This is a genomic window from Gleimia sp. 6138-11-ORH1 (assembly GCF_024814355.1).
Taxonomy (GTDB): domain Bacteria; phylum Actinomycetota; class Actinomycetes; order Actinomycetales; family Actinomycetaceae; genus Gleimia.
Genome location: NZ_JANUXV010000001.1, coordinates 399,138 through 422,952 on the forward strand (window position 1 = coordinate 399,138; position 23,815 = coordinate 422,952).

At 49.2% G+C, this 23,815-nt stretch carries 20 protein-coding genes and 2 tRNA genes; 18 read left to right on the plus strand and 4 right to left on the minus strand.

Translation table 11 applies throughout. From position 1 onward, the window contains the following. The first annotated feature begins 24 nt into the window (after nucleotides 1-24). From dusB to NXS08_RS01700, 4 genes are all read left to right on the plus strand, one after another. On the plus strand, nucleotides 25-1,248 hold the full coding sequence (gene dusB, locus NXS08_RS01685; RefSeq protein WP_259137349.1) for a tRNA dihydrouridine synthase DusB: 1,224 nt from the start codon (nucleotides 25-27) through the stop codon (nucleotides 1,246-1,248). Nucleotides 1,249-1,251: 3 nt separating this feature from the next. After that, nucleotides 1,252-2,073 (plus strand): type I 3-dehydroquinate dehydratase, encoded by an 822-nt coding sequence (locus tag NXS08_RS01690; protein WP_259136485.1) that lies wholly within the window; start codon nucleotides 1,252-1,254, stop codon nucleotides 2,071-2,073. Between the two features lie 267 nt (nucleotides 2,074-2,340). After that, nucleotides 2,341-2,769, plus strand: coding sequence for a hypothetical protein (locus NXS08_RS01695; protein ID WP_259136489.1), 429 nt, complete (start codon nucleotides 2,341-2,343; stop codon nucleotides 2,767-2,769). A gap of 111 nt (nucleotides 2,770-2,880) precedes the next feature. Then, nucleotides 2,881-3,282: a DUF4854 domain-containing protein gene (locus tag NXS08_RS01700; RefSeq protein ID WP_259136491.1), complete on the plus strand. Its 402-nt coding sequence runs from the start codon at nucleotides 2,881-2,883 to the stop codon at nucleotides 3,280-3,282. Nucleotides 3,283-3,392: 110 nt separating this feature from the next. On the opposite strand, the gene NXS08_RS01705 is transcribed toward NXS08_RS01700, so the two are convergent. Then, entirely contained in the window at nucleotides 3,393-4,679 is a 1,287-nt protein-coding gene (locus NXS08_RS01705) for a hypothetical protein (RefSeq protein ID WP_259136493.1), read from the minus strand. A 93-nt stretch (nucleotides 4,680-4,772) separates the two neighbouring features. Here NXS08_RS01705 and NXS08_RS01710 point away from each other — a divergent pair, with 93 nt between their 5' ends. Next, nucleotides 4,773-6,101 (plus strand): deoxyguanosinetriphosphate triphosphohydrolase, encoded by a 1,329-nt coding sequence (locus NXS08_RS01710; protein ID WP_259136497.1) that lies wholly within the window; start codon nucleotides 4,773-4,775, stop codon nucleotides 6,099-6,101. 40 nt (nucleotides 6,102-6,141) lie between these two features. Next, nucleotides 6,142-8,160: a DNA primase gene (gene dnaG / locus NXS08_RS01715; RefSeq protein ID WP_259136500.1), complete on the plus strand. Its 2,019-nt coding sequence runs from the start codon at nucleotides 6,142-6,144 to the stop codon at nucleotides 8,158-8,160. A 67-nt stretch (nucleotides 8,161-8,227) separates the two neighbouring features. Here the strand turns inward: dnaG and NXS08_RS01720 are convergent, their stop codons facing one another. Both NXS08_RS01720 and NXS08_RS01725 read right to left on the minus strand, forming a co-directional pair. Beyond that, on the minus strand, nucleotides 8,228-10,081 hold the full coding sequence (locus NXS08_RS01720) for a TIGR03773 family transporter-associated surface protein (protein WP_259136503.1): 1,854 nt from the start codon (nucleotides 10,079-10,081) through the stop codon (nucleotides 8,228-8,230). Nucleotides 10,082-10,367: 286 nt separating this feature from the next. Then, a tRNA-Ile gene (locus NXS08_RS01725) sits at nucleotides 10,368-10,441 on the minus strand. A 143-nt stretch (nucleotides 10,442-10,584) separates the two neighbouring features. On the opposite strand from NXS08_RS01725, the gene NXS08_RS01730 reads away from it, so the two are divergent. Both NXS08_RS01730 and NXS08_RS01735 read left to right on the plus strand, forming a co-directional pair. Then, complete coding sequence (locus NXS08_RS01730) at nucleotides 10,585-11,052, plus strand: hypothetical protein (protein WP_259136505.1); 468 nt, start codon at nucleotides 10,585-10,587, stop codon at nucleotides 11,050-11,052. A gap of 241 nt (nucleotides 11,053-11,293) precedes the next feature. Next, nucleotides 11,294-11,368 (plus strand) — tRNA-Asn (locus NXS08_RS01735). A gap of 66 nt (nucleotides 11,369-11,434) precedes the next feature. Here NXS08_RS01735 and NXS08_RS01740 read toward each other — a convergent pair. Further along, on the minus strand, nucleotides 11,435-12,445 hold the full coding sequence (locus NXS08_RS01740; protein ID WP_259136508.1) for a hypothetical protein: 1,011 nt from the start codon (nucleotides 12,443-12,445) through the stop codon (nucleotides 11,435-11,437). A gap of 128 nt (nucleotides 12,446-12,573) precedes the next feature. On the opposite strand from NXS08_RS01740, the gene rimP reads away from it, so the two are divergent. The 10 genes from rimP (at nucleotide 12,574) to NXS08_RS01790 (ending at nucleotide 23,801) form a co-directional block, all read left to right on the plus strand. After that, nucleotides 12,574-13,071 carry a ribosome maturation factor RimP gene (gene rimP / locus NXS08_RS01745; RefSeq protein ID WP_259136510.1) on the plus strand — a complete coding sequence of 166 codons (498 nt, stop codon included), beginning with the start codon at nucleotides 12,574-12,576 and terminating at the stop codon, nucleotides 13,069-13,071. Nucleotides 13,072-13,085: 14 nt separating this feature from the next. Continuing rightward, complete coding sequence (gene nusA, locus NXS08_RS01750) at nucleotides 13,086-14,129, plus strand: transcription termination factor NusA (protein WP_259136512.1); 1,044 nt, start codon at nucleotides 13,086-13,088, stop codon at nucleotides 14,127-14,129. A gap of 82 nt (nucleotides 14,130-14,211) precedes the next feature. Further along, nucleotides 14,212-14,520, plus strand: a complete 309-nt coding sequence (locus tag NXS08_RS01755) for a YlxR family protein (protein ID WP_259136514.1) — start codon at nucleotides 14,212-14,214, stop codon at nucleotides 14,518-14,520. A gap of 108 nt (nucleotides 14,521-14,628) precedes the next feature. Further along, the gene (infB, locus tag NXS08_RS01760) at nucleotides 14,629-17,547 is read left to right on the plus strand and encodes a translation initiation factor IF-2 (protein ID WP_259136516.1); all 2,919 of its coding nucleotides are present in this window, start codon (nucleotides 14,629-14,631) and stop codon (nucleotides 17,545-17,547) included. 260 nt (nucleotides 17,548-17,807) lie between these two features. Beyond that, a complete protein-coding gene (rbfA, locus tag NXS08_RS01765; RefSeq protein ID WP_259136518.1) occupies nucleotides 17,808-18,272 on the plus strand; it encodes a 30S ribosome-binding factor RbfA in 465 nt (154 codons plus the stop codon). Next, complete coding sequence (gene truB / locus NXS08_RS01770) at nucleotides 18,269-19,327, plus strand: tRNA pseudouridine(55) synthase TruB (protein WP_259136520.1); 1,059 nt, start codon at nucleotides 18,269-18,271, stop codon at nucleotides 19,325-19,327. Before rbfA ends, truB begins: the two co-directional genes overlap by 4 nt. Nucleotides 19,328-19,406: 79 nt before the next feature. Beyond that, complete coding sequence (locus tag NXS08_RS01775) at nucleotides 19,407-19,775, plus strand: hypothetical protein (RefSeq protein WP_259136522.1); 369 nt, start codon at nucleotides 19,407-19,409, stop codon at nucleotides 19,773-19,775. Beyond that, nucleotides 19,775-20,758 (plus strand): bifunctional riboflavin kinase/FAD synthetase, encoded by a 984-nt coding sequence (locus tag NXS08_RS01780; RefSeq protein WP_259136524.1) that lies wholly within the window; start codon nucleotides 19,775-19,777, stop codon nucleotides 20,756-20,758. The genes NXS08_RS01775 and NXS08_RS01780 overlap by 1 nt, the downstream gene beginning before the upstream one ends. 220 nt (nucleotides 20,759-20,978) lie before the next feature. Next, nucleotides 20,979-21,248, plus strand: a complete 270-nt coding sequence (gene rpsO, locus NXS08_RS01785) for a 30S ribosomal protein S15 (RefSeq protein WP_259136526.1) — start codon at nucleotides 20,979-20,981, stop codon at nucleotides 21,246-21,248. Nucleotides 21,249-21,431: 183 nt separating this feature from the next. Next, on the plus strand, nucleotides 21,432-23,801 hold the full coding sequence (locus tag NXS08_RS01790; RefSeq protein WP_259137350.1) for a polyribonucleotide nucleotidyltransferase: 2,370 nt from the start codon (nucleotides 21,432-21,434) through the stop codon (nucleotides 23,799-23,801). Nucleotides 23,802-23,815: the final 14 nt, after the last annotated feature.

Below are 23,815 nucleotides of genomic sequence, written 5' to 3' on the forward strand. Positions count from 1 at the left end.
AGTCAAGGAAAAATCTTGCAAAATATGGAAACTAAAACCACCGGAACCCTTCAGATTGGTCCTCTCAAACTGTGGGCTCCGGTGGTTTTAGCACCTATGGCGGGGGTAACTGACGTGCCCTTTCGGCGCCTTTGTCGTCAGTTCGGAGAAAGCGGTTTAAGCGGGCAGCTTTCTGACTCACTACCTGCCGCTCAGGGGGGAGTAGACGCTCCGGCTGGCCTTTACGTGTGTGAAATGATCACTGCCCGCGCCCTGGTGGAACGTAATGAAAAAACTTTCCACATGGCGCAACCTGACCCCGCTGACAGAGTGCGTTCTTTACAGCTTTACGGGACTGACCCGGTGAACCTGTATAAGGCTACCCATATTCTTTTAGAAGAGGATCTGGTAGATCATATTGATTTGAACTTTGGTTGCCCAGTGCCGAAAGTAACTAAAAAAGGTGGGGGAGCGGCGCTGCCTTGGAAACTAGATTTATTTACTGAGATTGTCACTGCGGTGGTAAGGGCAGTGAAGGAAACTGAAAAGCCTGTGCCGGTGACAATTAAAATGCGCGTGGGGATTGACGATAAGCATTTAACTTATCGAGATGCGGGGCAGATTGCGCAAGATGCAGGTGTTTGCGCAGTTGCTTTACATGGGCGTACTCAAACGCAGCATTATTCTGGGCATGCTGACTGGGATACGATTGCCCAGTTGAAGCAGGATTTGAAGATTCCGGTGCTTGGAAATGGGGATATTTGGGGAGCACAGGATGCGCTAGACATGATGGCTTATACCGGGTGTGATGCGGTGGTAGTTGGGCGCGGAGCGCAGGGACGCCCCTGGCTATTTTATGATTTGGTAGCTTCCTTAACTACGGGGGCTTTAACTGAATTGGCACCAAATCTGGGGCAGGTTACAAAGATCATAATCGAACACGCACTGTTAATGATTGCTAATTCCCGCAGTGAAGCTGAGGCAATGCGTAATCTGCGTAAGCATATTGGCTGGTATTTAAAGGGCTTTAGTTTGGGTGGGCAGATGAGAGCCGCTCTTTCTAGAGTGGAGACTTTAGCGCAGTTAGAAGAACTTTTGTCTGGTTTAGATCCAGAGGTGGAGTATCCGCCGGCAGCACGTGGTAAGCGGGGTAGGGCCGGTGGGCAGAAGAAACCGCACCTACCGTATGGTTGGTTGGAATCTCGTTACGTAAATCAGGAACAGCGGGAAATGGTAGCTGCTAATGAGTGTGATGGAGACGGAGGATAAACGGTGGAAACAGTAATCCTAGGTGGTGCGCAAGCCGCTTTTCCCGTAGCCAAGCCGGTGGAGATAGGAGCCGGAGCTGCGAAAGTGATCTGCTCGGTAAGTGGGGCAGACGCGGCGCAGTTGGTTGCTCAGCTGCAACAGATTGACTTCACGCAGGTTGATTTAGTTGAGTGGCGAGTTGATTCTTTAGCTTCCTTTGCAGATGCCATTATTAGTGGTGTTTCTAGAGTGGTTCGCAGGGAATCACCGGTTCCGATTTTGGCAACTTTTCGCACAACTACCGAGGGCGGTACCGGCGACTTCGCAGAATACTACCGAGTATTAGCCACCCTAATCTCTTGTGGGGTGGACGCGATTGATATTGAATATACGCATGGGCAAGCCAAAGAGATAATCGAAAAAGCAGTGGTAAATGGGGTTGTGCCGGTTCTTTCAAAACACGATCAGTATGCTACGGGGAAAGTAGAAACGATCCTTGCAGAACTGCAGGAAATGCAACGTTTTGTGGGGGAAACCGTATTAAAAACACGTTTAGAGTTAGGGAATGATGATCCCAGTTTTGTAGGCGCTGGGGTCATAAAATATGTTTCTTATGCAACGGCACCGATGGATGCGTTAAAACTGATGTTGGCTTCGCGGCATTTTGTAGAAACGATGCAAAAACTACCTATGATTACTTTAAGTATGGGTAAAGCTGGGCAGGTAACTCGAGTATTTCCAGCGACCAGTGGGAGCGCCGCAACTTTTGCCAGTGTAAATGATAGTTTCACCGCTGTAGGTCAGTTAGATCACAAGATATATCAGTATTTACCTGCTGGTTTATAACAGTTCGCTTACGAAAACTTTGATTTTCCCTGAGAGGCATTCAAATGGTTAATAAACCTGGTAGTCTATTCTAGTCAAAGTAATTGTCTTGATGATAGTTCAGTTGAAGAGACTTATCTTCGTCTTTGAAAATAGAGAGGAAGGTTAGTTCTCTGACTGAGCAGCAACGAAGCGCTGGGAAGAAAACCAGCGTTTTTTCGTAGGTGCTGTAGCGCCTATAGGATTAGCTAGCAGAAGATCACTGATAGCTTTTGTCGAGAGAAATTTATGAGTTTATTTAAGAGATCAAGTAAAGCATTAGCTACCACTGCGGTAGGTATGGCGCTGCTTCTATCTGCTTGCGGAGAAGCTGGGACCATGGAAGATCACGTGCGTGATCTAAACGATAGAATTCAATACCAGTTGAATGTTTTCCCTGATGCGAAGCAGGTAATCGATGAGGCGGCAGCTTCTGCGATAGATGAAGATTCTATTTTGGTTGAAGTGAAGTTAGCGAATAACCCAGCAATGGAAAGTTTCGTAAAAGATTTCATTAATAATCAAGGTGAAGATTTAATTGAACAGGCCAACACAGAAGTGCAGAGCACCATTGGTAAGTCTCAGATTGAATCGTTAGATGTACGCCTTAAAGTGGTTAAGCACAACGGTGAGGTTATTTTTGATAAAACTACCGTTGAAGTAAAGGCTGATAAGTAGTCTAAAGTTATTTGAAAATATATCCATACATATTTATTTTGTATATATCCAGGATCATTTTCAGTATAATTTTCTATGTAATTTACATTTTTAGATAGATAGGTAATCGTAATGGCAAAGATCCGTCAGATTTTCGCAGTCGCAACTGTTGGTCTTGCGTTAGTACTTTCTGGCTGCGGAAGCTCTAACCCACTTGAAGATCTTGTTTCTGATTTCAACAAAGAGATTGAAAAAAGCATTTCTAATGTTCCTAACATTAGTGATTTCATAAAAGATTTGAAAGGTAAGGCAGAGGGCACCGATACTCTGGTTGTTGAAATTACCTTAACTGACAACCCAATTTTTGAAACTGGTGGAGATGCGATGTACACCACCATGGGTGATAATTTCGCTAAGCAATTTATTCCTGTTGCGAAAACAGAAATGAAGAAGAAGGGGATCGAAAACGGTAAGGTACGGGTTATTCTGAAAAAGAATGACGATTCCGAAGCCTACAATAAGGTCCACGAGTAAAAACTCTTAAACTTAGAGTGTTTGCGCCCTCTGGTAAACCAGAGGGCGCAAACACTTCTTTCAATAACACTCTAAGAAAGCCGCATTAGTCTAGCTAAGACAAACGCTCATTAAGAGACGAACCAAGCGCAGGTTCCCGGAGAAATCTCCGTCGCTTCCTTCCCAGCATGAGTAACCTGCAAATCCTCTCCCGCAAAGAGAACCCGCGCAACCGGGGAATCCTCTTGCCTGGTCGAATCAGAACGCAGTAACAACTCGTGCTCACCGGGTACATAAACTGGCTCACTACCGGTATTAAGTACGCTCATAATCGGTCCCGCCGACAAGACTAAACAGTCACGGGTAGCCCAGGGAAGATTGGTGACCACCCCAAAAGCAGAGGTAGCTAAATGATGCTGACCGCGCATACGTAAAATCATCGTCGTATGCGCTACCCGAGCTTTATCCAGTTCAGTTTGTGGAGGAAACGGACGTATATTAGCGCCCTCGAAAGTGAAATGCCCCCCGCTAAAACCAAACGGAAGATAAATTGCCCCCGGCAATGCCGCCACCTGGAGGCGCATACTAGCTCGACGGGCTTCATCAGCCCCATCCTCCCAAGAACCAGGGAAGAAATTCACCGTCGCTAAAGAATGATGCAACCGCAAAAGGGCAGGACGCCAAGTGCAAACACTACCAGCCTTATCGTGAATCGAAATCTTCTCACGCACCGCTGCTTCAATCTCAGCCGCATTAAAACGCACTTTTTGTAAACCATCATCACAAAGATGATGCACCCAAGTTTCCTCCACATAACGCTGGTATGAGCCGGCTTGAGAAATAGAAGAAGACGCACCTAAAATATGATCTTCCGAATACTCAGTCAATTCCACTAACAACTGCCGAGAAAGAGAAGTGAACTCAGTTTCCAAAGAACCGTAGTGGGAAGAAATATCCTCAATCCGCCCTAAATCAATCCCATCAGCCCCGCAATTCAACGCAATCCGAGCCCGGCGCACCACCGTGGCAAAATCCTTCTCAAACCCATAAAAATGCGAAGAATTAGCCTCACCTGCAGCACTGTTATCAGGATTCGCACCACAAACCCGCACCATCACTTTCAACCCCACCCGGTGCGCCGCAGCAATCAAATTACGCAAAGGCTCAGAATCAGTGTCAATATCAAGATTCGCAGGGCGGAATAAAAGCGCCGTAAACCCCATACGCGCAATAAAAAATACGCAGTCCTCAAGCAGCTTAGCCCCAGTGACATCAATAATCCCAGCAACTTCATTTACAACCGCTTCCCGCCACCACGGAACTTTACCGCTATAGCGGCGTTGCAACAATTCAGTCCGCACATAGCCTGGCTCGAACTGACGGTAAGTACGTGAAGAAGTCTGCGAAAAATCACTCATACTCCTATTGTGGACTAATTTTTCCTCCGGATTGGAAGAATCACTGTGGAACGCCGTTTAAGTCTTAAGAAAAACCTAGCTAAAATAGATTTCATGAGTGAAACAAGCTACCCATATTCGCAAACAGATAGAGCCAGATACATCAGCGGATTAACTGAATCCTCAGCTCGCAGCGCTTTTGAAAAAGACCGCGCACGAATCTTTCACTCAGCAGCCTTTCGCCGTTTAGGAGCCAAAACACAAGTCCTCGGCCCCATCAGCGACGACTTCATCCGCACTCGGCTCACCCACTCATTAGAAGTAGCCCAAATCGGCAGAGCCTTAGCGAAGAACCTGGGAGCAGACCCAGACTTAGTCGATGCCGCCTGCCTTTCCCACGACCTGGGACACCCTCCCTTTGGGCACAACGGGGAAAGAGCCCTAGACGCACTGGCCCAAGACTGCGGCGGATTTGAAGGAAACGCGCAAACCTTCCGCCTGGTCACAAACCTTGAACCAAAAGTAACTGACCCGCAGGGACTCCCCGCTGGACTCAACCTAACCCGCGCCACACTTGACGCAATCTGCAAATACCCATGGATTAAAGGCACAGGACCCGACCTAGAGAAATCTAAAACCAAATACTCCGTTTACGCTGAGGACGCCGCAGTATTTCACTGGATGCGCAAAGACTCCTTAGTGCCCCTCCCGAACGGAGCCCGCTGTATCGAAGCACAAATCATGGACCTGGCTGACGACATAGCCTATTCGGTACATGATATTGAAGACGCAGTTGCCATGGGGAAATTCAAACCAGAACTGCTGGCAGATGAACAGCAGTTTGCAAAAATCGTGGCTGATACAACCCAGTGGTACGGGGATGCAGTTACCACCGACCAGCTGGACGCCGCCCGGCAAAGACTCTTGAACAGCGGATTTTGGCTAAGCGAATACAACGCCAGCTACAGCGCTCGAGCCCAGCTAAAGGACCTCACCTCAGAACTAATCGGCAGGTTCCTCACCTCCACCGAAACCGCTACCCGCGCCCAAACAAAACCAGTTGCTGAAGCAGACCTACTTTCCCTTGTACCAGCGACCATTGGCAACGCCGGTTTAGGACGCTACGCGTGCGATCTGATTGTACCGGCCGAAATCCGCGCAGAAATTCAGCTTCTTAAAGGAATCGCTGTACACTACGTGATGGCACCTCGGGAAGTAGAACCTCTATACCTGCAGCAACGTACCCTTTTAGCCGACTTAGTAGATGTCCTCATCCAAAACCAAGGGCGTGATTTAGAAGAACCTTTCGCCATGCAGTGGAAAGCAGATACCTCTGATAAGAATCGCTTACGTGCGGTGATTGACCAAGTAGCGTCTTTAACTGATATTTCGGCAGCCCGTTGGCATGCCCGTCTTTGTGGACTATTTTCTGAAACCTACTGAACCGGCAGAGATTAAGCTAAGCTAAAACGGAGGTGAGCAGATGGCAGGATTAATAGTAAAAGCTGATATCGAAAAAGTTAAAGATAGAGCTGATTTAGAAGAAATCGTTAGCAACTACGTGACGCTTCGCCCTGCCGGAATCAACACTTTCAAAGGGCTTTGCCCATTCCACGACGAAAATACTCCTTCCTTCAACGTCAATACCGCTCGCGGGTTTTGGCATTGTTTCGGATGCGGAGAAGGCGGCGACGCGATCAGTTTTTTACAGAAAATTGATCATCTTTCTTTTACTGATGCCGTGGAGCATTTAGCGCAAAAATATGGGATTACTTTGCGGTATGAAGATGGGAAACGTCCCGCTGATGACTACGGTAAACGTCAGCGACTTTTGGATATGCACCGCGTTACCGAACAGTTTTACCGCGAGCAGTTAGATTCTCCGCAAGCCCAGCCCGGGCGGGAGTTTTTACTTGAAAGAGGGTTTTCTAAAGAAGCTTGCGCCCATTTTGGGGTGGGTTTTGCTCCTGGGGGTTGGAATACTTTAGCGAATTTTTTGCGTGCCCAGGGGTTTACAGAGCAGGAGTTAGTAGTGGGCGGACTGGCTTCTGCGGGTAGTCGCGGGCTTTACGATCGTTTCCGAGGGCGCCTTGTCTGGCCAATTCGGGATTTAACTGGGGCCACGATTGGTTTTGGGGCCCGGCGAATTCTTCCGGATGATCAGGGGCCGAAATATCTTAATACTCCCGAAACGCCTATCTATCATAAGTCTAAAGTGCTGTACGGATTAGATTTAGCTAAGCGGGCGATTGCCACTAAACGGCAGGTGGTGGTAGTTGAGGGTTATACGGATGTGATGGCAGCTCATTTGGCGGGGATTGACACGGCGGTAGCTTCCTGTGGTACTGCTTTTGGAAGTGAGCATGTGAAGATTATCCGCCGGCTTTTAGGAGATATGGCAGATCCGTCAGTTGGTTTACAACTGGCTTCTGGACAGTCCCGTGGTGGGGAAGTGATTTTTACTTTCGATGGTGATGCGGCGGGACAAAAAGCTGCTTTGAAGGCCTATGGGGAGGATCAGAATTTTGCGTTGCAAACTTTCGTTGCTGTTGAAAAACGGGGGATGGATCCTTGTGATCTGAGGATTGCTGAGGGAGATGAAGCCGTAGTGCGGTTGATTAAGTCTCGGATTCCTCTTTTTGAGTTTGTTTTGCAAACAACTTTAGCGGCAGTTGATTTATCTACTGCGGAAGGAAGAGTTATTGGTTTGCGTGCGGCCGCTCCAGTAGTTGCTTCGATTAGAGATAGAGCCTTACAGAAAGAGTATGTGCGTTTACTTTCCGGCTGGCTGGGGATAGATGCTGCTGATATTAACCAAGAGGTTAGGCGCGCGTTGCGCAGTAAACAGTTTTCTGCCCCGGGGGTGGAACGGGGAGAGCCACAAAATAAGGTTGAGAAACAGGCGGACGAGCCAGCTGGGAGTTTAGTAGCTTCACCTGCAGAGCAAGTGCTTTCTTATGGGGATACGCGGACTCCGCGTTTTAAGTTGGAGTCTCAAGCCTTAGCTGCGGTTTTGCAGCGTCCTTATGATTGTTTGGGCACTGGGTTTGATGAGCTTGAGCTGGGTGTGTTTACTTCCTCTGCATTTCAAGCAGTCCACCAGCTTTTGCAAGCCAGTGGGGGACTAGGGCGCTATGAAAAGCACCTGCACGCTGCAGAGGATGTATTTGGGGAATCCGATATGGCTATCCAAAAGTCCACTGAGGGGTGGAATCGGGAGCTTTTTGAGCGTGCTGGTGAACCTGTACGACGGGTGTTGCAGGCACTTTTGGTAGTTCAGTTACCGCAAGATGATCGAACTAAGTTAGCTACTTATGCGCGTTCAGTAACGCTTAGTTTAGTTCAAGCTGCTTTAGAAAAAAGCATTGTGGAGCTTCGGTTTGAGATTGGGCGGTTGGAAGCTTCCGGGGAGCAGACGGCACAGCATTTTCAGAAGCTACTTGCTTTAGAAGAACGTCGTCGAGCTTTGGAAGCAGAAGCGATCGGACATAATCGGTATTAGGGATTCTAATTTATTTGGTGGCGAGAAGTATTTCTCGCCACCAAATAATTTAGTTGATCGCTTTAGTTTAATCGAGGTTGCGTGGGCGCATTCGCAGTGCAAAACCAAAGACACCTAATCCCAGTCCTAAAACCAGTAAGGGAAGGGTGAGGAAGTTTGTGCCTGTAGCGGCTAGGTTTGCTAAACCGGCAGCTTTTAGGTCTGCTTCAGTGGGGGTGCAGGGATTTCCTTGCGCGTCTTTCCAAACTCGTTTTGCCCCGGCTTTGGTAACTTCAGAGCCAATGTCGAAATGTCCATCACGGGCGCCATTACCTGCGCCGACTTGGAAGAAGAGGATATCGGTGCCAGATACCTGGGTACCGTCTTTTAAGGTGGCAGTTTGGGTGATTCCCACGCGGTAGATTCCTGGAGCTGAAAATACCCAGTTAGGGTGTACGTGAGTGTTCTTAGGGATGGTGACAGAACCAGAGCCAGTATTGCCGTTTGCTGAGAACCATTTTTGTCCGATTAGAGTGCCAAAGTTACCTGAGGTAAAGACTTCCATTGCTCCGGGGCCGGAAAATGATGAGAGGGTCCAGGTGACTTCGCCGGTGGTTTCATTCATGACGGTATCGCTCATCGTGTTTGCCCCCACCCAAGGAACATTCTTTTGCTGGGTAGATCCAATCATCCAGACCTTAGAACCAGCTGGGATGGTGCCTACAGCTTGGGGGAGATTAGCTACTCCGGCTTCGCCAATGGTGAAGCTAATTTCATTGAAGTTGTACCATTTTGAGGGAGATTGACGGTCATCTTTGACTTTGGGAACAATAGTTAAATTGCCTTCGCCACCTTCAAATGAAGCAAAGCAGGTGGGGGTTCCTAAGATGTTTTTAACGGCGCCTGAAACGGTTCCGGTAATCCCTGAAGCTCCGGGGGTTCCTGAGCCGGTGATTGCTTGATTTGGTTGGTTTAGCTTCGTTTGAGAAGCTGATTTTTGGGTTTTTTCAGAGCCTTTAAGATTGGATTCCGGTTTAGCTTGTTCCGGGGTTTTTTCTGGGGTTTTTTCAGTTTCTCCGGATGGTTTCTCAGTTTCTTTTGGAGAATCGGCTTCTTTTGGAGATTCGGCCGGGGGTGTTTGTTCCGGGTCAGCCTTTTTGGGATCCTGTGGGTTTAGGGGATCTCCAGGTGGGGCTGGAGGAGTTTTATCACCGGAGTTATCGGGATTTTCTTCTGCTTCAGGGGTAGCGAAAGGATCTGAGGTATCTGCAACTGCGGCAGATCCAACTAAGAATGTGAAAACTTTCGGGGTGGAAACGGCGCGGATTTCAGTTTCAGGCAATGGGGTGGTTTGTAAGCTAGCTGGGTTGTTAGTTTCAACTGCTTCAACTAAGAGTTTGTATTTTCCCGGAGTATCGAAAGCAATATGTGCCAGGTCGTCTCCATAAGTGTTTACGGGAAGGATGGCGTCTTTGGTGACTTCAGCTTGGTTGGTGTTTAGAACTGTTGCAAAGGCTTGGTCAGTTTGTCCTTTACCGAAGTAGATTTTGCCGGGGCCGCCGATTCTTTTGATGCGTAGTCCGGTGTTCGCAAAGCGAGTGTCCGCATTATCGCCAGCTTTGGCGATGAAATCATCTGAGAAGAGGGGGTGAAAGTAGGTTGCTTTATTGATGCCAGTAAAATTGGCGGTTTTGTCTGATAGTGCAGTGTCTGGGAAGGTGAAGGCAACGGTTTCTGGCTCAGCTGTGCCTTCTTCATTGTGGGAGAGTAGATTTAGTCCACTGGCGGTGTAAGTAAGTTGGAAGATAGGAGCGTCTTCTATGGCGATTTGGGTGACTTCTTCAGCCAGGGCGCTAGGTGCTAGGGAACTAGCTAAGACAATGGAAATGGCACTTGCAACGGTAACTTTAGTGCCAACTTTGCGAACTTTAGCAAGGAACATTGCAGCAACTTTCTTATTGTTAATGATAACTATTATCAATAGTAGGAGTTGTGTGGAAAATATGCAAAGAAAACCTCGCAGGCGAAATGTGAAACGCTACATAGGAAGAAAATTAGGAAGAAAATATCGCACTTCGACCAATGATAGAGCCAACGCCGAAAAATTAACGCAGCACCAATAATCTTGAAAACAACAAACGGGCTAGAGAAAAACCCAAAAAATAACGTGGCACCAAATAATCTTGAAAAGAATAAAGTGCCACGAGCTGAATATGAAAATACTAAAGTGCCCCGAGCAGGACTTGAACCCGCGACCGATGGATTATGAGTCCACTGCTCTAACCTACTGAGCTATCGGGGCGAAACTTCCGAAAAGTTTCACGCTTCTTAGTATGACAACTATTAAAATGCTTTTCAACTATGCTTAGAACTGTGAGTTTATTACGAAAAATTTTTTTAAAACAAAGTTCACAGGCAACTAAAACAACCTATTCACCCAGCGAATTGGCAGAACTTAAATTAAGTTCTAAAGAACTATCGCGGCCAGTAGCCCAAAGTGAAGCTGGTGAACGCTACCATATTGCCGACAGGGGACTATTAAAAATATTCGCCGGGGAAGTAGAGCAGCTTTGTGACTGGTTTGAAGTGCAACAAGCAATCTGGGTAGCTGAATCAAAACGACTGTTAATCCGCTGGGTAGATCCCGCGCGCCCAGCACTTCGAGTGAATCTGACAGAACCCGACCAAACTGACTTTATGCGCCTTTTTGATGAAAAAGTTACCCTAACTATCGTTCTATCGATGCGACGGCAAGCATCTAACGGAACAAATATAATGGGCGCAGTACGCAGAAGACCTGACGGAGAATTATTTTCTGTAATCGTAGTGGATGGCCCCTTAGAAGAAACCGGGGAGCAACTGGCACGAGAACTAGAAAAAACCTTACGGGACGCAGTCGGCTTAGATGAGTAAGACCTCCAGGCAAAAACAGGATCGCCTTTAAATAAAAGTAGGATGATCTCTAACAAAGGTGCAGACTTGCTTTCGCTGAAGCTACAGGTTCAATATAAAGTGGTGAGGGTCACTTGGAGGGTTTTAGGATACGAAACTAACTTTTCACCAAAAATCCCCAAAAATGCGCATAAAGATTGATAGTAACGTTAAATTTGGAATCAGGTACTAAACCCTGCTAAAGTATTATCTGTTGAAGCAATCCCGCGTAGCTCAATGGCAGAGCGTCCGACTGTTAATCGGCAGGTTGCTGGTTCGAGTCCAGCCGTGGGAGCCAACAAAAGCCCGCCTCACTGAGGCGGGCTTTTTAATACCCTAATCCCATTCAGTAGCCCCCAGGAAGCTAACTTGCGGGATTAGCTTTTACAATCCCCGGAAGCGGACTAACCACCGGAAAATCACTAGTCGCAATCATCTCAATCAAAACTGCGTACGTAAACGAACTTTCCAACAAATTCCCAGAAATAGATTTCCCAACCCTGGGATTTTCCGCCACAGCCAAAGCAGTACTAAGCAGCAGCTGCTCATAAGCACGCTGCAAAGACTCAGCCGGAGCTAAATCAGCTGCATTAAACTCAAAAGCCCCCAAACAAGAATCAATACGTTTATCAGCAGCCTTAGCCTCCAAAGCAACCGACACAGCACGATCAAGCTGAATCGTTAGCTGTCGCACCCGCGGATACCAAACCTTAGCTTCAGCAGCCGGAAGCGTTGCCACAATCTCAGGAAAAACCTGCACCGCACAATCCCAATCGCGAACAGCTGAAGCAAGTTTAGTGGCGCCCTCGGAAAAGAAATCAGAAGTATGCGAAAAAAACTCATTCGCTGCCAACTGAATCCGCAACTTCTCCCAACTACCACTAGCTTGCGCAAGCCGCACCCCAGTATGAATCCGCACTAACGCAACCGATGCAACTAAACGCCGATCAGATTCAGAAGCTAAGTTCGGTAAAGAATGCAAAGCAGTAAAACCATTAGTCACAAACTCTCGCGCCAAGTCAGGCGCCGCCGCAGAAAAAGCCGGCAAATCAGCTCCCGGCGGAAGCGGCGCCCCCTCTGGAACGCCCTCGGGCCACGGATTCCACACCCCACCCAAGGCGTCCTGGCGAGCTGCTGAACCCGCCACAAACTGCGCCAGCACCGGCTTACAAGCAGCACAGTCAGAAACCTTCTCAGCTGCCGCCACAAAACGAATCTCAGCAGAAACTAACTCTTGAAACTGGACCTCATCCGCAGAAATCTCCGGAAGAATCGGGTGACCATAATCCCAATGCACCGAACAAGCTGATAAAGAAAAAGCCACTGCCAAGGCTCCCACCAAAGGAAGAAAACCATTGGACAAACGTCTAAACATAGGAATATCACCACTAAATTGCTTGTGAGAATATGAAAACTAACGAAGATTAGGCATAATAGAAAACCTAGTCATCAATAACTATCATTCCATGACTACAAGCAAAATAGCGATATTGAGGAGCACATGTGAGTAATACTGAACTGGAAAAAACTATCGCTGACATTGTGCTAGCTATTTTACCCAGCAAATACCACCTAGAAGACGTCACAGTAAAAACAGGCAACGAAACAACTGTACGAATCACCGTAGACATCGAAGCTGGAACCGACCTGCTAACTTCAGATGAACTGCAAGAAATCTCCTGGAAAATCTCTGAAGCTCTTGACCAAGCAGACCCCGTAGACGGCGCCTACAACCTAGAAATTTCCTCCCCCGGAGCCGAACGGCGCCTACACACCATCCGCCACTATCAGCGGAGCGTTGGACAACTCATAGAAATCACCTTAAAAGACAAAACGAAAATTTCCGGTTACCTACGGACAGTAGAAGGAACTACTTTAACCGTACAAAAGAAAGTTTCCCCCGCTAAACCTGGAATGAAAGCTCCAGAAGGTGAAATAATTACTTTAGAACACGAAAATATCTCAAAAGCTCGCGTGCGCGTCGAGTTTGGAAACCTCTAAATCAAGGAGTCACAGTGGAAATCGATCTAGCCGCCATCCGCGAGGTAGAAAGCACCCTCGAAATTGACGGAGTAACCCTAGTAAAAGCTATTGAAGATGCGCTCCTCAAGGTTTACCACAAGATGCCAGGATCCATCCGCGAAGCCCGTATCGAAATCGATCGAAAGACCGGTAAAGTTGCGGTAATGGCCACCGAATTTGACGATGACGACAACCCAATCGGCGAATTCGACGATACCCCCAAAGAATTTGGGCGTATTGCAACTGCAACCGCCCGTTCCATCATCAGCCAGCGCATCCGCGAAGCAGATGACTCCAAAGTACTTGGAGAATTCCGCAATAAAACTGGAACAATTGTAGTCGGCACGGTTGAAGCCCACTCCAACCCACACCTGACCCTACTGCGCGTAGGTGAATACGAAGCTGTCCTACCGGAAGCAGAAAAAGTACCGGGGGAAACATATGAGCACGGTAAAGTAATCCGCGCCTACGTGGTCGATGTGACTCGCGGCGAAAGGGGCGCCCGGATTACGGTTTCACGCTCCCACCCAAACTTTGTTGAAGCCCTATTTGCGCGGGAAGTTCCCGAAATTGCCGATGGCCTGGTAGAAATCAAGTCCGTTGCCCGTGAAGCCGGACACCGCACCAAGATCGCAGTAGCTGCGCTGGAACCAGGAGTAAATGCCAAGGGATCCTGCATTGGTCCAATGGGGCGACGGGTACGCAACGTTATGGCAGAACTGCAGGGAGAGAAAATCGACATTGTTGATTACTCCAGTGACCCGGCCCGTTACATTGCTAACTCACTTTCCCCAGCCCGCGTATCATCTGTGACGATTGACTCTTTAACAGAGAAGAAAGCTACGGTGATTGTCCCCGATTTCCAGTTCTCATTGGCAATCGGACGCGAGGGGCAAAATGCTCGCTTAGCTGCCCGTCTTTGCGGTTTCCACATTGACATTCACTCAGATACCGAGGCCGGTTATGGCGTGATGCCATCAGATGTATCCCGCCCAGACGTGAGCAACGCTTCACAAAATGAGGACGAAGTTTACTGATTGAAGCGGTAAAATATAACCTTGAGGGGTTTTTAGCCTAGTTAAATTTAAATGGGTGATAACCGAATCAGAAAGGTACTTCATGGCACATCCAATCATGCGCCAATGCGTGGGATGTAAAGAAGTAACCGATCGGAGAAATCTGGTGCGTTGCGTTTACGTAGCGGAAACTGAAACGGTTGAAGTAGATTCTTCTCAAACTGCTCCCGGGCGTGGTGCCTGGGTGCATGCTAAGTCGAAATGTGTGCAAAGAGCAATCCGAAACCGCGGTTTTGTGCGCACACTGAAACTCACGGAACTTGGCAAAACGTTTGATAACTCAGCTGATGCATGGCAAAAGTTAGTTACTGACGTTCTCCAATGTACACGGTGTACATTGCAGCAGAGTTAATGGAAGCGGGTTGGAAGCTGATGGGCACCCGATGAGTACCCAGCGATGAGCTGCCAGCAAAAATAACGGTCCCTCCTGAATGAGGGAAGGACCTCAGACAGGAGAAAAGTGGCAAAGTTGCGTGTTCACGAGCTTGCAAAAGAGCTCGGCATCACGAGTAAAGATTTGCTCGCGTTTTTAAAAGAAAATGGCGAATTCGTTAAATCGGCGTCATCTACTATCGAAGCCCCGGTTATCCGGATGGTACGCGAGAAAATAGAAGTTAAGGTAGCTGATAAACCAGCGCCAAAAACAACTAAAACGAAGGCTAAAGCAGCTGAAAAAGACGCGTCTAAAGAAAGCGCATCTAAAAAAACTGCTTCAACTTCAGAAGAATCCGTTACAAGTGCGGAAAAAACTGAGGGAGAAAAAGAAAAGCCCGCAGTAAAGAAGAAAGCAGCAGAAACCGCTAAGGCAACGGCTAAACCAAAACCAGGTGCTAAGGCTAAACCAGCCTCAAAAGTAGCGGCTTTAGAAAAAGAAGCTGAAAAAGCGGTGGCAGAAAAGCCAGCTGAAGAGGAAACTCCAGCTGCTAAAGAAAGCACTAAAACAGCTACTCCAAAACCAGCTGCCGAAACTTCCCGTCCGGCTGCGCCGCGCCCAGCTGCGCCCAGCGCCCCTCGACCTGGGAATAATCCTTACGCGCCTAGCCAAGGAATGCCTCGCCCCGGCGGAACCGGTGGTCCTCGTCCAGGGCCGCGTCCGGGACCTCGACCAGGTAATAATCCTTACGCGCCTAGCCAAGGAATGCCTCGCCCCGGCGGAACCGGAGAAGAAAAGCCTCGCGGCGGACGTCCCGGACAGGGACGTGGTGGAGCTAATGCAGCCGGTGGTGGCCGCGGTCGCGGTCCTCGCCCCGGAGGCGCTCCAGCTGATAAGACTCGCGCTCCTCGTTCAGGAACCGCAAGTGATAAGCCAGAAGCAACCACAAATGAACGTCGTTCACCAAACCGTGGTGCGCGTCCCGGCGCAGGCGGATTTGGTGGGGGAGCACCTGCCAATGCAGGTCCCGCAACGAGCGGTCCAGGCCCACGTGGTGGGCGCGGTAGTGGCCGTGGCGTAACCCAGGGTGCTTTTGGACGCGGCAGTGGCGGCGGTAAGAAAGCACGTAAGAATAAGAAGAATAAGCGGCAAGAATTCGAACAGCAAAATGCACCTGTTATCGGCGGGGTACAGATCCCACGCGGAAATGGTGCAACTGTGCGTATTCGCCAAGGTGCTTCTTTAGCTGACTTTGCTGAACGCATCGAGGTTAATCCAGCATCGTTGATTACCGTACTTTTCCACCTGGGAGAAATGGCCACAGCCACCCAGTCTTTGGATGAAGACACCTTCGCGCTACTGGGTGAAGAACTGGGATACGACGTACAAATTGTCTCCCCAGAAGACGAGGATCGTGAACTGCTAGAATCCTTCGACATCGACCTCGAAGCCGAAGAACTTGGAGATGTAGACCACCTACAGGTACGCCCTCCAGTAGTTACCGTAATGGGTCACGTAGACCACGGTAAAACTAAGTTGCTGGACGCGATTCGCTCCACCGACGTAGTCGATACCGAACACGGGGGAATCACCCAGCACATCGGTGCCTACCAGGTGCGCGTACCTCACGATGGGGTAGACCGTTTGATTACTTTCATCGACACCCCTGGGCACGAAGCCTTCACTGCTATGCGTGCCCGTGGTGCGAAAGTCACTGACATCGCTATTTTGGTGGTGGCTGCAGATGACGGCGTCATGCCTCAGACCGTGGAAGCAATCAACCACGCCCAAGCTGCTGACGTGCCAATCGTAGTAGCAGTAAACAAGGTTGATAAGCCAGAATCAAACCCCGGCAAGATCCGGGCACAACTAACCGAATACGGTCTGGTAGCTGAAGAATACGGCGGCGACACCATGTTCGTTGACGTGTCCGCAAAACAACGCCAGGGGATCGGCGATCTGCTGGAATCTGTTCTGCTGACTGCTGACGCGGAACTCGACCTGACGGCGAACCCGAAGGCTGAAGCTCGGGGCGTGGCAATTGAAGCTAATCTTGACCGAGGCCGTGGCTCTATGGCAACTATGCTGGTTCAGCGCGGTACTTTGCGAGTCGGAGATTCGATTGTGGCAGGCGCATCTTACGGTCGCGTTCGCGCTATGTTCGATGAATGGGGCGAAAACGTAAGTGAAGCTGGACCTTCCCGTCCGGTGCAGGTACTGGGGCTTACTTCAGTGCCTCGTGCAGGTGACTCCTTCCTCGTGGCATCTGATGACCGTACTGCTCGTCAGATTGCTGATAAACGAGCTACTGCGGAACGCCAAGCACAGCTGGCACGCCGCCGTAAGCGCGTTTCCTTGGAAGACTTCGATAAGGTGCTTAAAGAAGGTAAGGTTGATACCCTCAACCTCATTCTTAAGGGCGATGTTTCCGGGGCAGTGGAAGCTCTGGAAGACTCCTTGTTGAAGATCGATGTGGGTGAAGAAGTACAGCTGCGGATTATTCACCGCGGCGTGGGTGCAATCACTCAAAACGACGTTAACCTGGCTACTGTCGATAATGCAGTTATTATCGGCTTCAACGTGCGGCCTACCGAGCAGATTGCTCGTTTCGCTGACGAAGAAGGCGTAGAAGTTAAGTACTACACGGTTATCTACTCTGCGATTGAAGAAGTTGAAGCAGCTATGAAGGGCATGCTGAAACCAATCTACGAAGAGGTACAGCTGGGTACTGCAGAAATCCGTCAGGTTTTCCGCTCTGGCAAGTTCGGCAACATTGCAGGTTGTATCATTCGCTCCGGCACGATTAAGCGTGGCACTAATGCTCGTTTGATTCGCGAGGGCGTTGTGTTACAGGAAAACTTGGAAATCAAGTCTTTGCGTCGTGAAAAGGACGATGTTACCGAAGTTCGTGAAGGCTACGAATGTGGTATGACCCTTGGTTGGAAGGATATCGCCGAAGGCGACATCATCGAGACTTGGGAACTACGTGAGAAGGCTCGCGACTAAGCGGCTTTGATGTAACGAGTGGGCACCTGGCTACCTTGGTAACCAGGTGCCCACTCATTTCGGTTCGTAAAGTACCTTCAAATCTGATTTACGAGTCAGAACCTTGGTTCTGACTCGACTTTCACGCAAAACGCAGGTGTTTTTCACGTAAATACGAGTCTGAATCGCCCTTTCGACTCGACTTTCGCGAATAAGTATGAAAACAAGGTATTTTAGTAGGTAGATAGTTTACGGCCGTTAAGGCGAAGGAAGGAAATAATATGGCAGACCAAAATCGGCAAAGAAAAGTTGCTGACCGGATCCAAAAAACAGTGGCTCAGCTTTTAGAAGGCCGGATCAAAGATCCCCGCTTAGGTTTTGTCACCATCACAGATGTGAACGTGACTGGAGACTTACAGCATGCAACTATCTTCTACACGGTTTACGGTAAAGCCTCTGACGCAGAACGCAGTGCCAAGGCACTCAACTCAGCTAAGGGGATGATTCGTTCTGAAATTGGAAAAGCATTAGGAATACGCCTAACTCCGTCAATCGAATTTGTAGCTGACGCTCTACCACAATCTGCAGCTCGTTTAGAAGACGCTTTAGCTCGCGCTCAAGCTACAGATCAAAAAGTTGCCGCATTAGCTGAAAAAGCACAGTACGCAGGAGATGCTGATCCATATAAGCATGAAGTATCGGTAGAAACTTCAGAAGAAACTTCAGCAGAAACTGAGACTGAGTGACTAAAAAAGAAACACCACAGGTAATAGAAACTGAAGGTGCGGCAACAGCACGCCCTCGTAAACAGCATGCTGCGCACCGACAGCTAGATGTACCACGAGCACAGGAAACCGCTGCAGATGGACTATTGATAATCGATAAACCAGCAGGGGTGACTAGCCACGATGTAGTTTCCTGCACCCGTCGTTTAGCTGCCACCCGGAAAGTAGGCCACGCGGGCACTCTAGACCCGATGGCCACCGGAATGCTGATAGTGGGAGTAGGGAAAGCCACCCGCCTGCTGCACTACATAACCGGAGCAGATAAAGGCTACTTCGCAAGAATCAGCCTGGGCATATCTACTGATACAGATGATGCAGACGGGGAAATCATAGCCATCAACTCTATTCCCTCGGCACGAGAAACTACTTTAACTGGAGAAATCGACGCGCAATTAGGGTACTTTAGGGGCGATATTATGCAGCGCCCCACCACTGTATCGGCAATCAAAGTTGGCGGAAAACGAGCCCACGCTCTCCATCGCGCCGGAGAAAGCGTTGAATTGGCAGCCAGGCCTGTGACTGTCTCAGTTTTTGAACGTCTCAGTGAAGTAGAGTTCACTCGTATTGAAACTGAAGGGGAGACAATCACCGTAGCTGAATTTGACGTGCGAGTGGAATGTTCGTCAGGAACCTACGTGCGAGCCTTGGCTCGGGATCTAGGTGCTGCCTTAGGCTTAGGCGGTTGCTTGACGGAGCTACGCCGCTTTCGGATTGGAAACTGGAAACCTCAGCAAATGCAGACGATTGAAGAGCTGGGTAAGCAGGTTACCGAATCTGGTAAAGTGCAAGTTTTACCATTAACTGAAGCCTGCCTAAACGCCTACGATAGCTTGGAACTAACTGAAGCTGAAGCCATTTCCCTCTGTAATGGAAATACCACTCAGTTAAAGGTGACTAATCAGAAAACTGAGATTGTGGCAGCGCTTTATCAAGGACAGGTACGTGCCCTAATCCAAAAACAGGACAGTGGTTTCAAACCGCTGGTTGTTTTTGAAACGCAGATGCCGAAAACGTAAAAGAACGCTTAGATTGGCACAAGCAAATACTTAGAGGCAAAATAGTTAAGGACTTTATCCGGTAACGGAAGGAAAAATCATGAGTGAAGCTCGCCTTAACCTGGGATTAAGAGATGTTAATGCGCCCGGGAAGAAACCTGGAAGTGGCTGTGGCTGTGGACGACACGCAAAAGTGGCAACTGAAGAAACCAGTGTCACCGGGGCATCTCTACCTACCGTAGGAGAACACGGTGGATGCGGCTGTGGCAAGAAACGGCAGCAGGCGGAAGCTTCTCAGCTAGCTGATAACACGCGAGCCAAAGCAGCGGCAGAGGCTCTCCAGATTGCTCAGCAACTAGGAGTTGATTTGGCTGAAATCGCCATAAAAAGTGGGGTTATTGAACAGGGCTTAGCCGATGGATTAAACGTTGTCCAAAATCCGGCGCGAGCAACAGATCTGGACGACTAATGCAGATTTGGCGTGGTCTGGGTGAGATTCCCGAGCACCTTCCCACAGTTGTAACGATTGGGAATTTCGACGGAGTACATAAAGGACATCAAGAAGTAATTTCTCGTTGTGTGGCTTTAGCGACGCGCTTAGAAGCAACCTCTGTGGCGATTACTTTCGACCCGCACCCACTTTTGGTACACCGGCCAGATGCAGATTTTCGGCTAATTACGCCCTTAGAACAGCGTTTAGACACGCTTGCGGAAACAGATTTAGATGCTACAGCGGTATTAGCCTACGTGGAATCCCTTTACACGCTTACCGCGGAAGAATTCATTACTCAGGTGCTGCTGGAAAAGTTCCACATTCGCGGGATAGTAGTTGGCGAGGACGCTCGATTCGGCGCAAATAATAGTGGGAATGTAAATACGCTAGAGGCCTTTGGAAAAAAATACGGTTTCGCTGTTGAAGTAGTTAAAGATAAAGTGGGGCAGACTGGGCGACGCTTGTCTTCCAGTTGGGCGCGTGAGCTTTTGAGTCTGGGGAATGTGTCTGCGGCCGCGGAAGTATTAGGGCACCCACATTTTATTGAAGGGATCGTGCAGCACGGTTTTAAACGGGGCAGAGAACTTGGTTTTCCCACAGCTAACTTAGATGAAACTAGTGCTGGTATTATCCCCGCCGATGGTGTTTATGCTGGTTGGGTTAGGCTTGCTGAAACTTCTGATGAACGTTTGCCAGCGGCAATCTCTGTGGGGACTAACCCGCAGTTTTCTGGAAAGACACGCACCATTGAGGCTCATGTTTTAGGTAGAGCTGATTTAGATCTTTATGGGCAGGCTGTTGTGGTTGAGTTCATCGACCGTTTACGGGGGATGAAGAAGTTTGATTCTTTAGAAGGTCTTTTAGAACAAATGGATAATGATTTGCTTGCAGCAGCAAATATATTAGGAGTTGAGCCAGCCACGCGGGTAGAACCAACTGCAGTTACCGCAGGCTTGTGAAATAAGTTCCTTGTAAAAGCACTCTTATTTCAGTTGGGTAAACAAAATAGAAATTTTAGGTGGTAGATCTCACCTGAAAATAATGGTTGGTTTAGCGCCCTCGGGAAAAAAGCGACTTTTCCCATGTTAAACTAGAAGTTGCCGTATATCGGCCACGGAAATGTGAAGCCCAAGAGAACCAGCCTTGGCGCTCCGTGCAACGAGTAGAAGGAGATCCGTAATGGCTCTTGCAAAAGAAGTTAAAGAACAGATCATTAAAGAGTACGCAACTCACGAGGGCGACACCGGGTCCCCAGAAGTGCAGATCGCACTGCTCACTCAGCGCATTAAGGACTTGACTGAGCACTTCAAGATGCACAAGCACGACCACCACTCACGTCGTGGTTTGATGCTGCTGGTAGGTCGTCGTCGCCGTCTGCTGGGTTACCTAGCTGACATTGACATCGAACGTTACCGTTCCTTGATTGCTCGCTTGGGCTTGCGTCGATAATCTTTTAGAGTGGCTCGGCTCCATTATCGGAGTCGAGCCACTTCTACGTATAACCGAAAAAACCGACACAGGAGGCGCTTCCCGCGGTCCTCGGTAGTGGCTTACGGAGTGAGAAGAATATCCGTGAGTCTCAATCGAAGGCCGGTGCGCCCAGTGTCCCTCACAGAAATGGAGACCTCCCATATGATGGAAGGCGATGACATCACCGCAGCAGAGACCGTTATTGATAACGGTAAATTCGGAAAGCGTGTGATTCGCTTTGAAACCGGACGCTTGGCTCGCCAAGCAGCAGGTTCCGCAATGGCATACCTAGATGACGAAACCGCCATCTTATCTGCCACCACCGTTGGTAAACACCCGAAGGATCAATTCGATTTCTTCCCACTCACCGTAGACGTTGAAGAACGTCAGTACGCAGCTGGTAAGATCCCAGGTTCTTTCTTCCGCCGTGAAGGCCGTCCCACCACAGAAGCTGTGTTGGCTTGCCGTCTCATGGACCGTCCACTGCGCCCCGCATTCGTAAAGGGGCTACGTAACGAAGTTCAGGTTGTTGGCACCATCATGGCGATCCACCCAGATGACGCATACGATGTGCTGGCAATCAACGCTGCCTCCATGTCCACCCAAATCGCCGGCCTGCCATTTTCTGGCCCCATCGGCGGTACTCGTCTGGCACTAATCGACGGACAGTGGGTTGCTTTCCCACGCTACTCGGAAATGGAACGCTCCACTTTCAACATTGTAGTAGCCGGTCGCGTAGTAGGCGACGACGTGGCAATCATGATGGTTGAAGCTGGTGGCGGCGACGATATGGTAGATCTGATGGCTGCCGGTGGCACTGTTCCTACCGAGGACGTAGTTGCAGACGGTTTGGAAGCTGCTAAACCAATCATTCGTCAGCTTTGTGAAGCACAGCTGGAAGTAGCTAAGCACGCTGCTAAAGAAACCGCTGATTTCCCACTTTACTTCGACTACACTGACGAACAGTACGCCGCAGTTGAAAAGGCAGTGACCGCTGACCTATCTGAAGCGATTACGATTGCTGCGAAACTTCCTCGTGAGGACCGCATCGACGAAATTCAAACTGCGATGCTTGAAACCCTGGCTGAAGAATTCCCAGAGCAAGAAAAAGATCTTAAAGCAGCTTTCCGCTCTATTGAAAAGTCTCTGATCCGTAACCGGGTTCTACGTGACGGTGTACGTATCGATGGACGTAAGCCCACCGATATTCGTTCCCTTTCCGCAGAAGTTGAAGTACTTCCACGCGTACACGGTTCCGCATTATTCCAACGCGGCGAAACCCAGATTCTGGGTGTAACCACTTTGAACATGCTCAAGATGGAACAGCAGCTGGACAACCTTTCACCAGTAACTGCAAAACGTTACATGCACCAGTACAACTTCCCACCATTTTCCACCGGTGAAACCGGTCGCGTGGGAACTCCGAAACGCCGCGAAATCGGACACGGCGCTTTAGCAGAACGAGCACTGGTACCGGTTATTCCAGCACGCGAAGATTTCCCTTACGCGATCCGTCAGGTATCTGAAGCACTGGGGTCAAACGGTTCTACCTCTATGGGTTCAGTCTGTGCTTCCACCCTTTCTCTGCTTCAGGCAGGTGTGCCATTGCGCGCCCCAGTTGCAGGTATCGCAATGGGGCTCATGACCGGTGAAGTTGATGGCGTAGAAAAGTCCGTTACCCTAACTGACATTTTGGGTATCGAGGACGGTTTCGGCGACATGGACTTTAAGGTAGCTGGTACTCGCGAATACATTACCGCACTGCAGTTAGACACTAAGCTAGACGGAATTGATTCAGAAGTACTCGCTGGCGCCTTAGCACAGGCTCGGGACGCACGTTTTGCGATCCTGGACTTGATTAACCAAGCTATTTCTGAACCTGATGAAATGTCGAAGCATGCTCCGCGTATCATCACCGTACAGATTCCGGTAGAAAAGATCGGTGAAGTCATTGGACCTAAGGGTAAGATGATCAACCAGATTCAAGAAGATACCGGCGCAGACCTAACTATTGAAGATGACGGCACCGTTTACATTGGCGCTGACAACGGAGAAGCAGCTGAAGCTGCCCGCACTATGGTTAATGCAATCGCTAACCCACAGCTACCTGAGGTAGGTGAACGCTACGTAGGTACCGTTGTAAAGACCACTAACTTCGGAGCTTTCATCTCATTAACTCCCGGAAAAGACGGTTTATTGCACATCAGCCAGGTACGTCGCCTGGTAGGTGGCAAACGCATTGAATCTGTTGAAGATATCCTGGGTGTAGGTCAGCAGGTTGAAGTTGAAATCGGTGAAATCGATGCTCGTGGCAAACTCAGCCTAAATGCAGTTCTTACCGAAGAACAGTTAGCTGCTGAAGCTGCTGCCGCTGAAGAAAATGGTTCTAACGGAGATAGCGAAGACGGCGAAGCTCGTACACGCCGCCCTCGCCGCGACCGGAATGGACGCGACCGTGGTGAACGTTTTGACCGTTCCCGCCGCCAGCGTACTCGTTCTCGCCGCACCGCTGAAGAAGAAACTGGCGAGTAATCAATAGCAGTCAG

Coding starts and splice junctions, on each gene's coding strand:
- dusB (WP_259137349.1), top strand. CDS start 25: ATGGAAACTAAAACCACCGGAACCCTTCAGATTGGTCCTCTCAAACTG.
- NXS08_RS01695 (WP_259136489.1), top strand. CDS start 2,341: ATGAGTTTATTTAAGAGATCAAGTAAAGCATTAGCTACCACTGCGGTA.
- NXS08_RS01700 (WP_259136491.1), top strand. CDS start 2,881: ATGGCAAAGATCCGTCAGATTTTCGCAGTCGCAACTGTTGGTCTTGCG.
- NXS08_RS01705 (WP_259136493.1), bottom strand. CDS start 4,679: ATGAGTGATTTTTCGCAGACTTCTTCACGTACTTACCGTCAGTTCGAG.
- NXS08_RS01710 (WP_259136497.1), top strand. CDS start 4,773: ATGAGTGAAACAAGCTACCCATATTCGCAAACAGATAGAGCCAGATAC.
- dnaG (WP_259136500.1), top strand. CDS start 6,142: ATGGCAGGATTAATAGTAAAAGCTGATATCGAAAAAGTTAAAGATAGA.
- NXS08_RS01720 (WP_259136503.1), bottom strand. CDS start 10,081: ATGTTCCTTGCTAAAGTTCGCAAAGTTGGCACTAAAGTTACCGTTGCA.
- NXS08_RS01740 (WP_259136508.1), bottom strand. CDS start 12,445: ATGTTTAGACGTTTGTCCAATGGTTTTCTTCCTTTGGTGGGAGCCTTG.
- NXS08_RS01755 (WP_259136514.1), top strand. CDS start 14,212: ATGGCACATCCAATCATGCGCCAATGCGTGGGATGTAAAGAAGTAACC.
- rbfA (WP_259136518.1), top strand. CDS start 17,808: ATGGCAGACCAAAATCGGCAAAGAAAAGTTGCTGACCGGATCCAAAAA.
- NXS08_RS01775 (WP_259136522.1), top strand. CDS start 19,407: ATGAGTGAAGCTCGCCTTAACCTGGGATTAAGAGATGTTAATGCGCCC.
- NXS08_RS01780 (WP_259136524.1), top strand. CDS start 19,775: ATGCAGATTTGGCGTGGTCTGGGTGAGATTCCCGAGCACCTTCCCACA.
- rpsO (WP_259136526.1), top strand. CDS start 20,979: ATGGCTCTTGCAAAAGAAGTTAAAGAACAGATCATTAAAGAGTACGCA.
- NXS08_RS01790 (WP_259137350.1), top strand. CDS start 21,432: ATGATGGAAGGCGATGACATCACCGCAGCAGAGACCGTTATTGATAAC.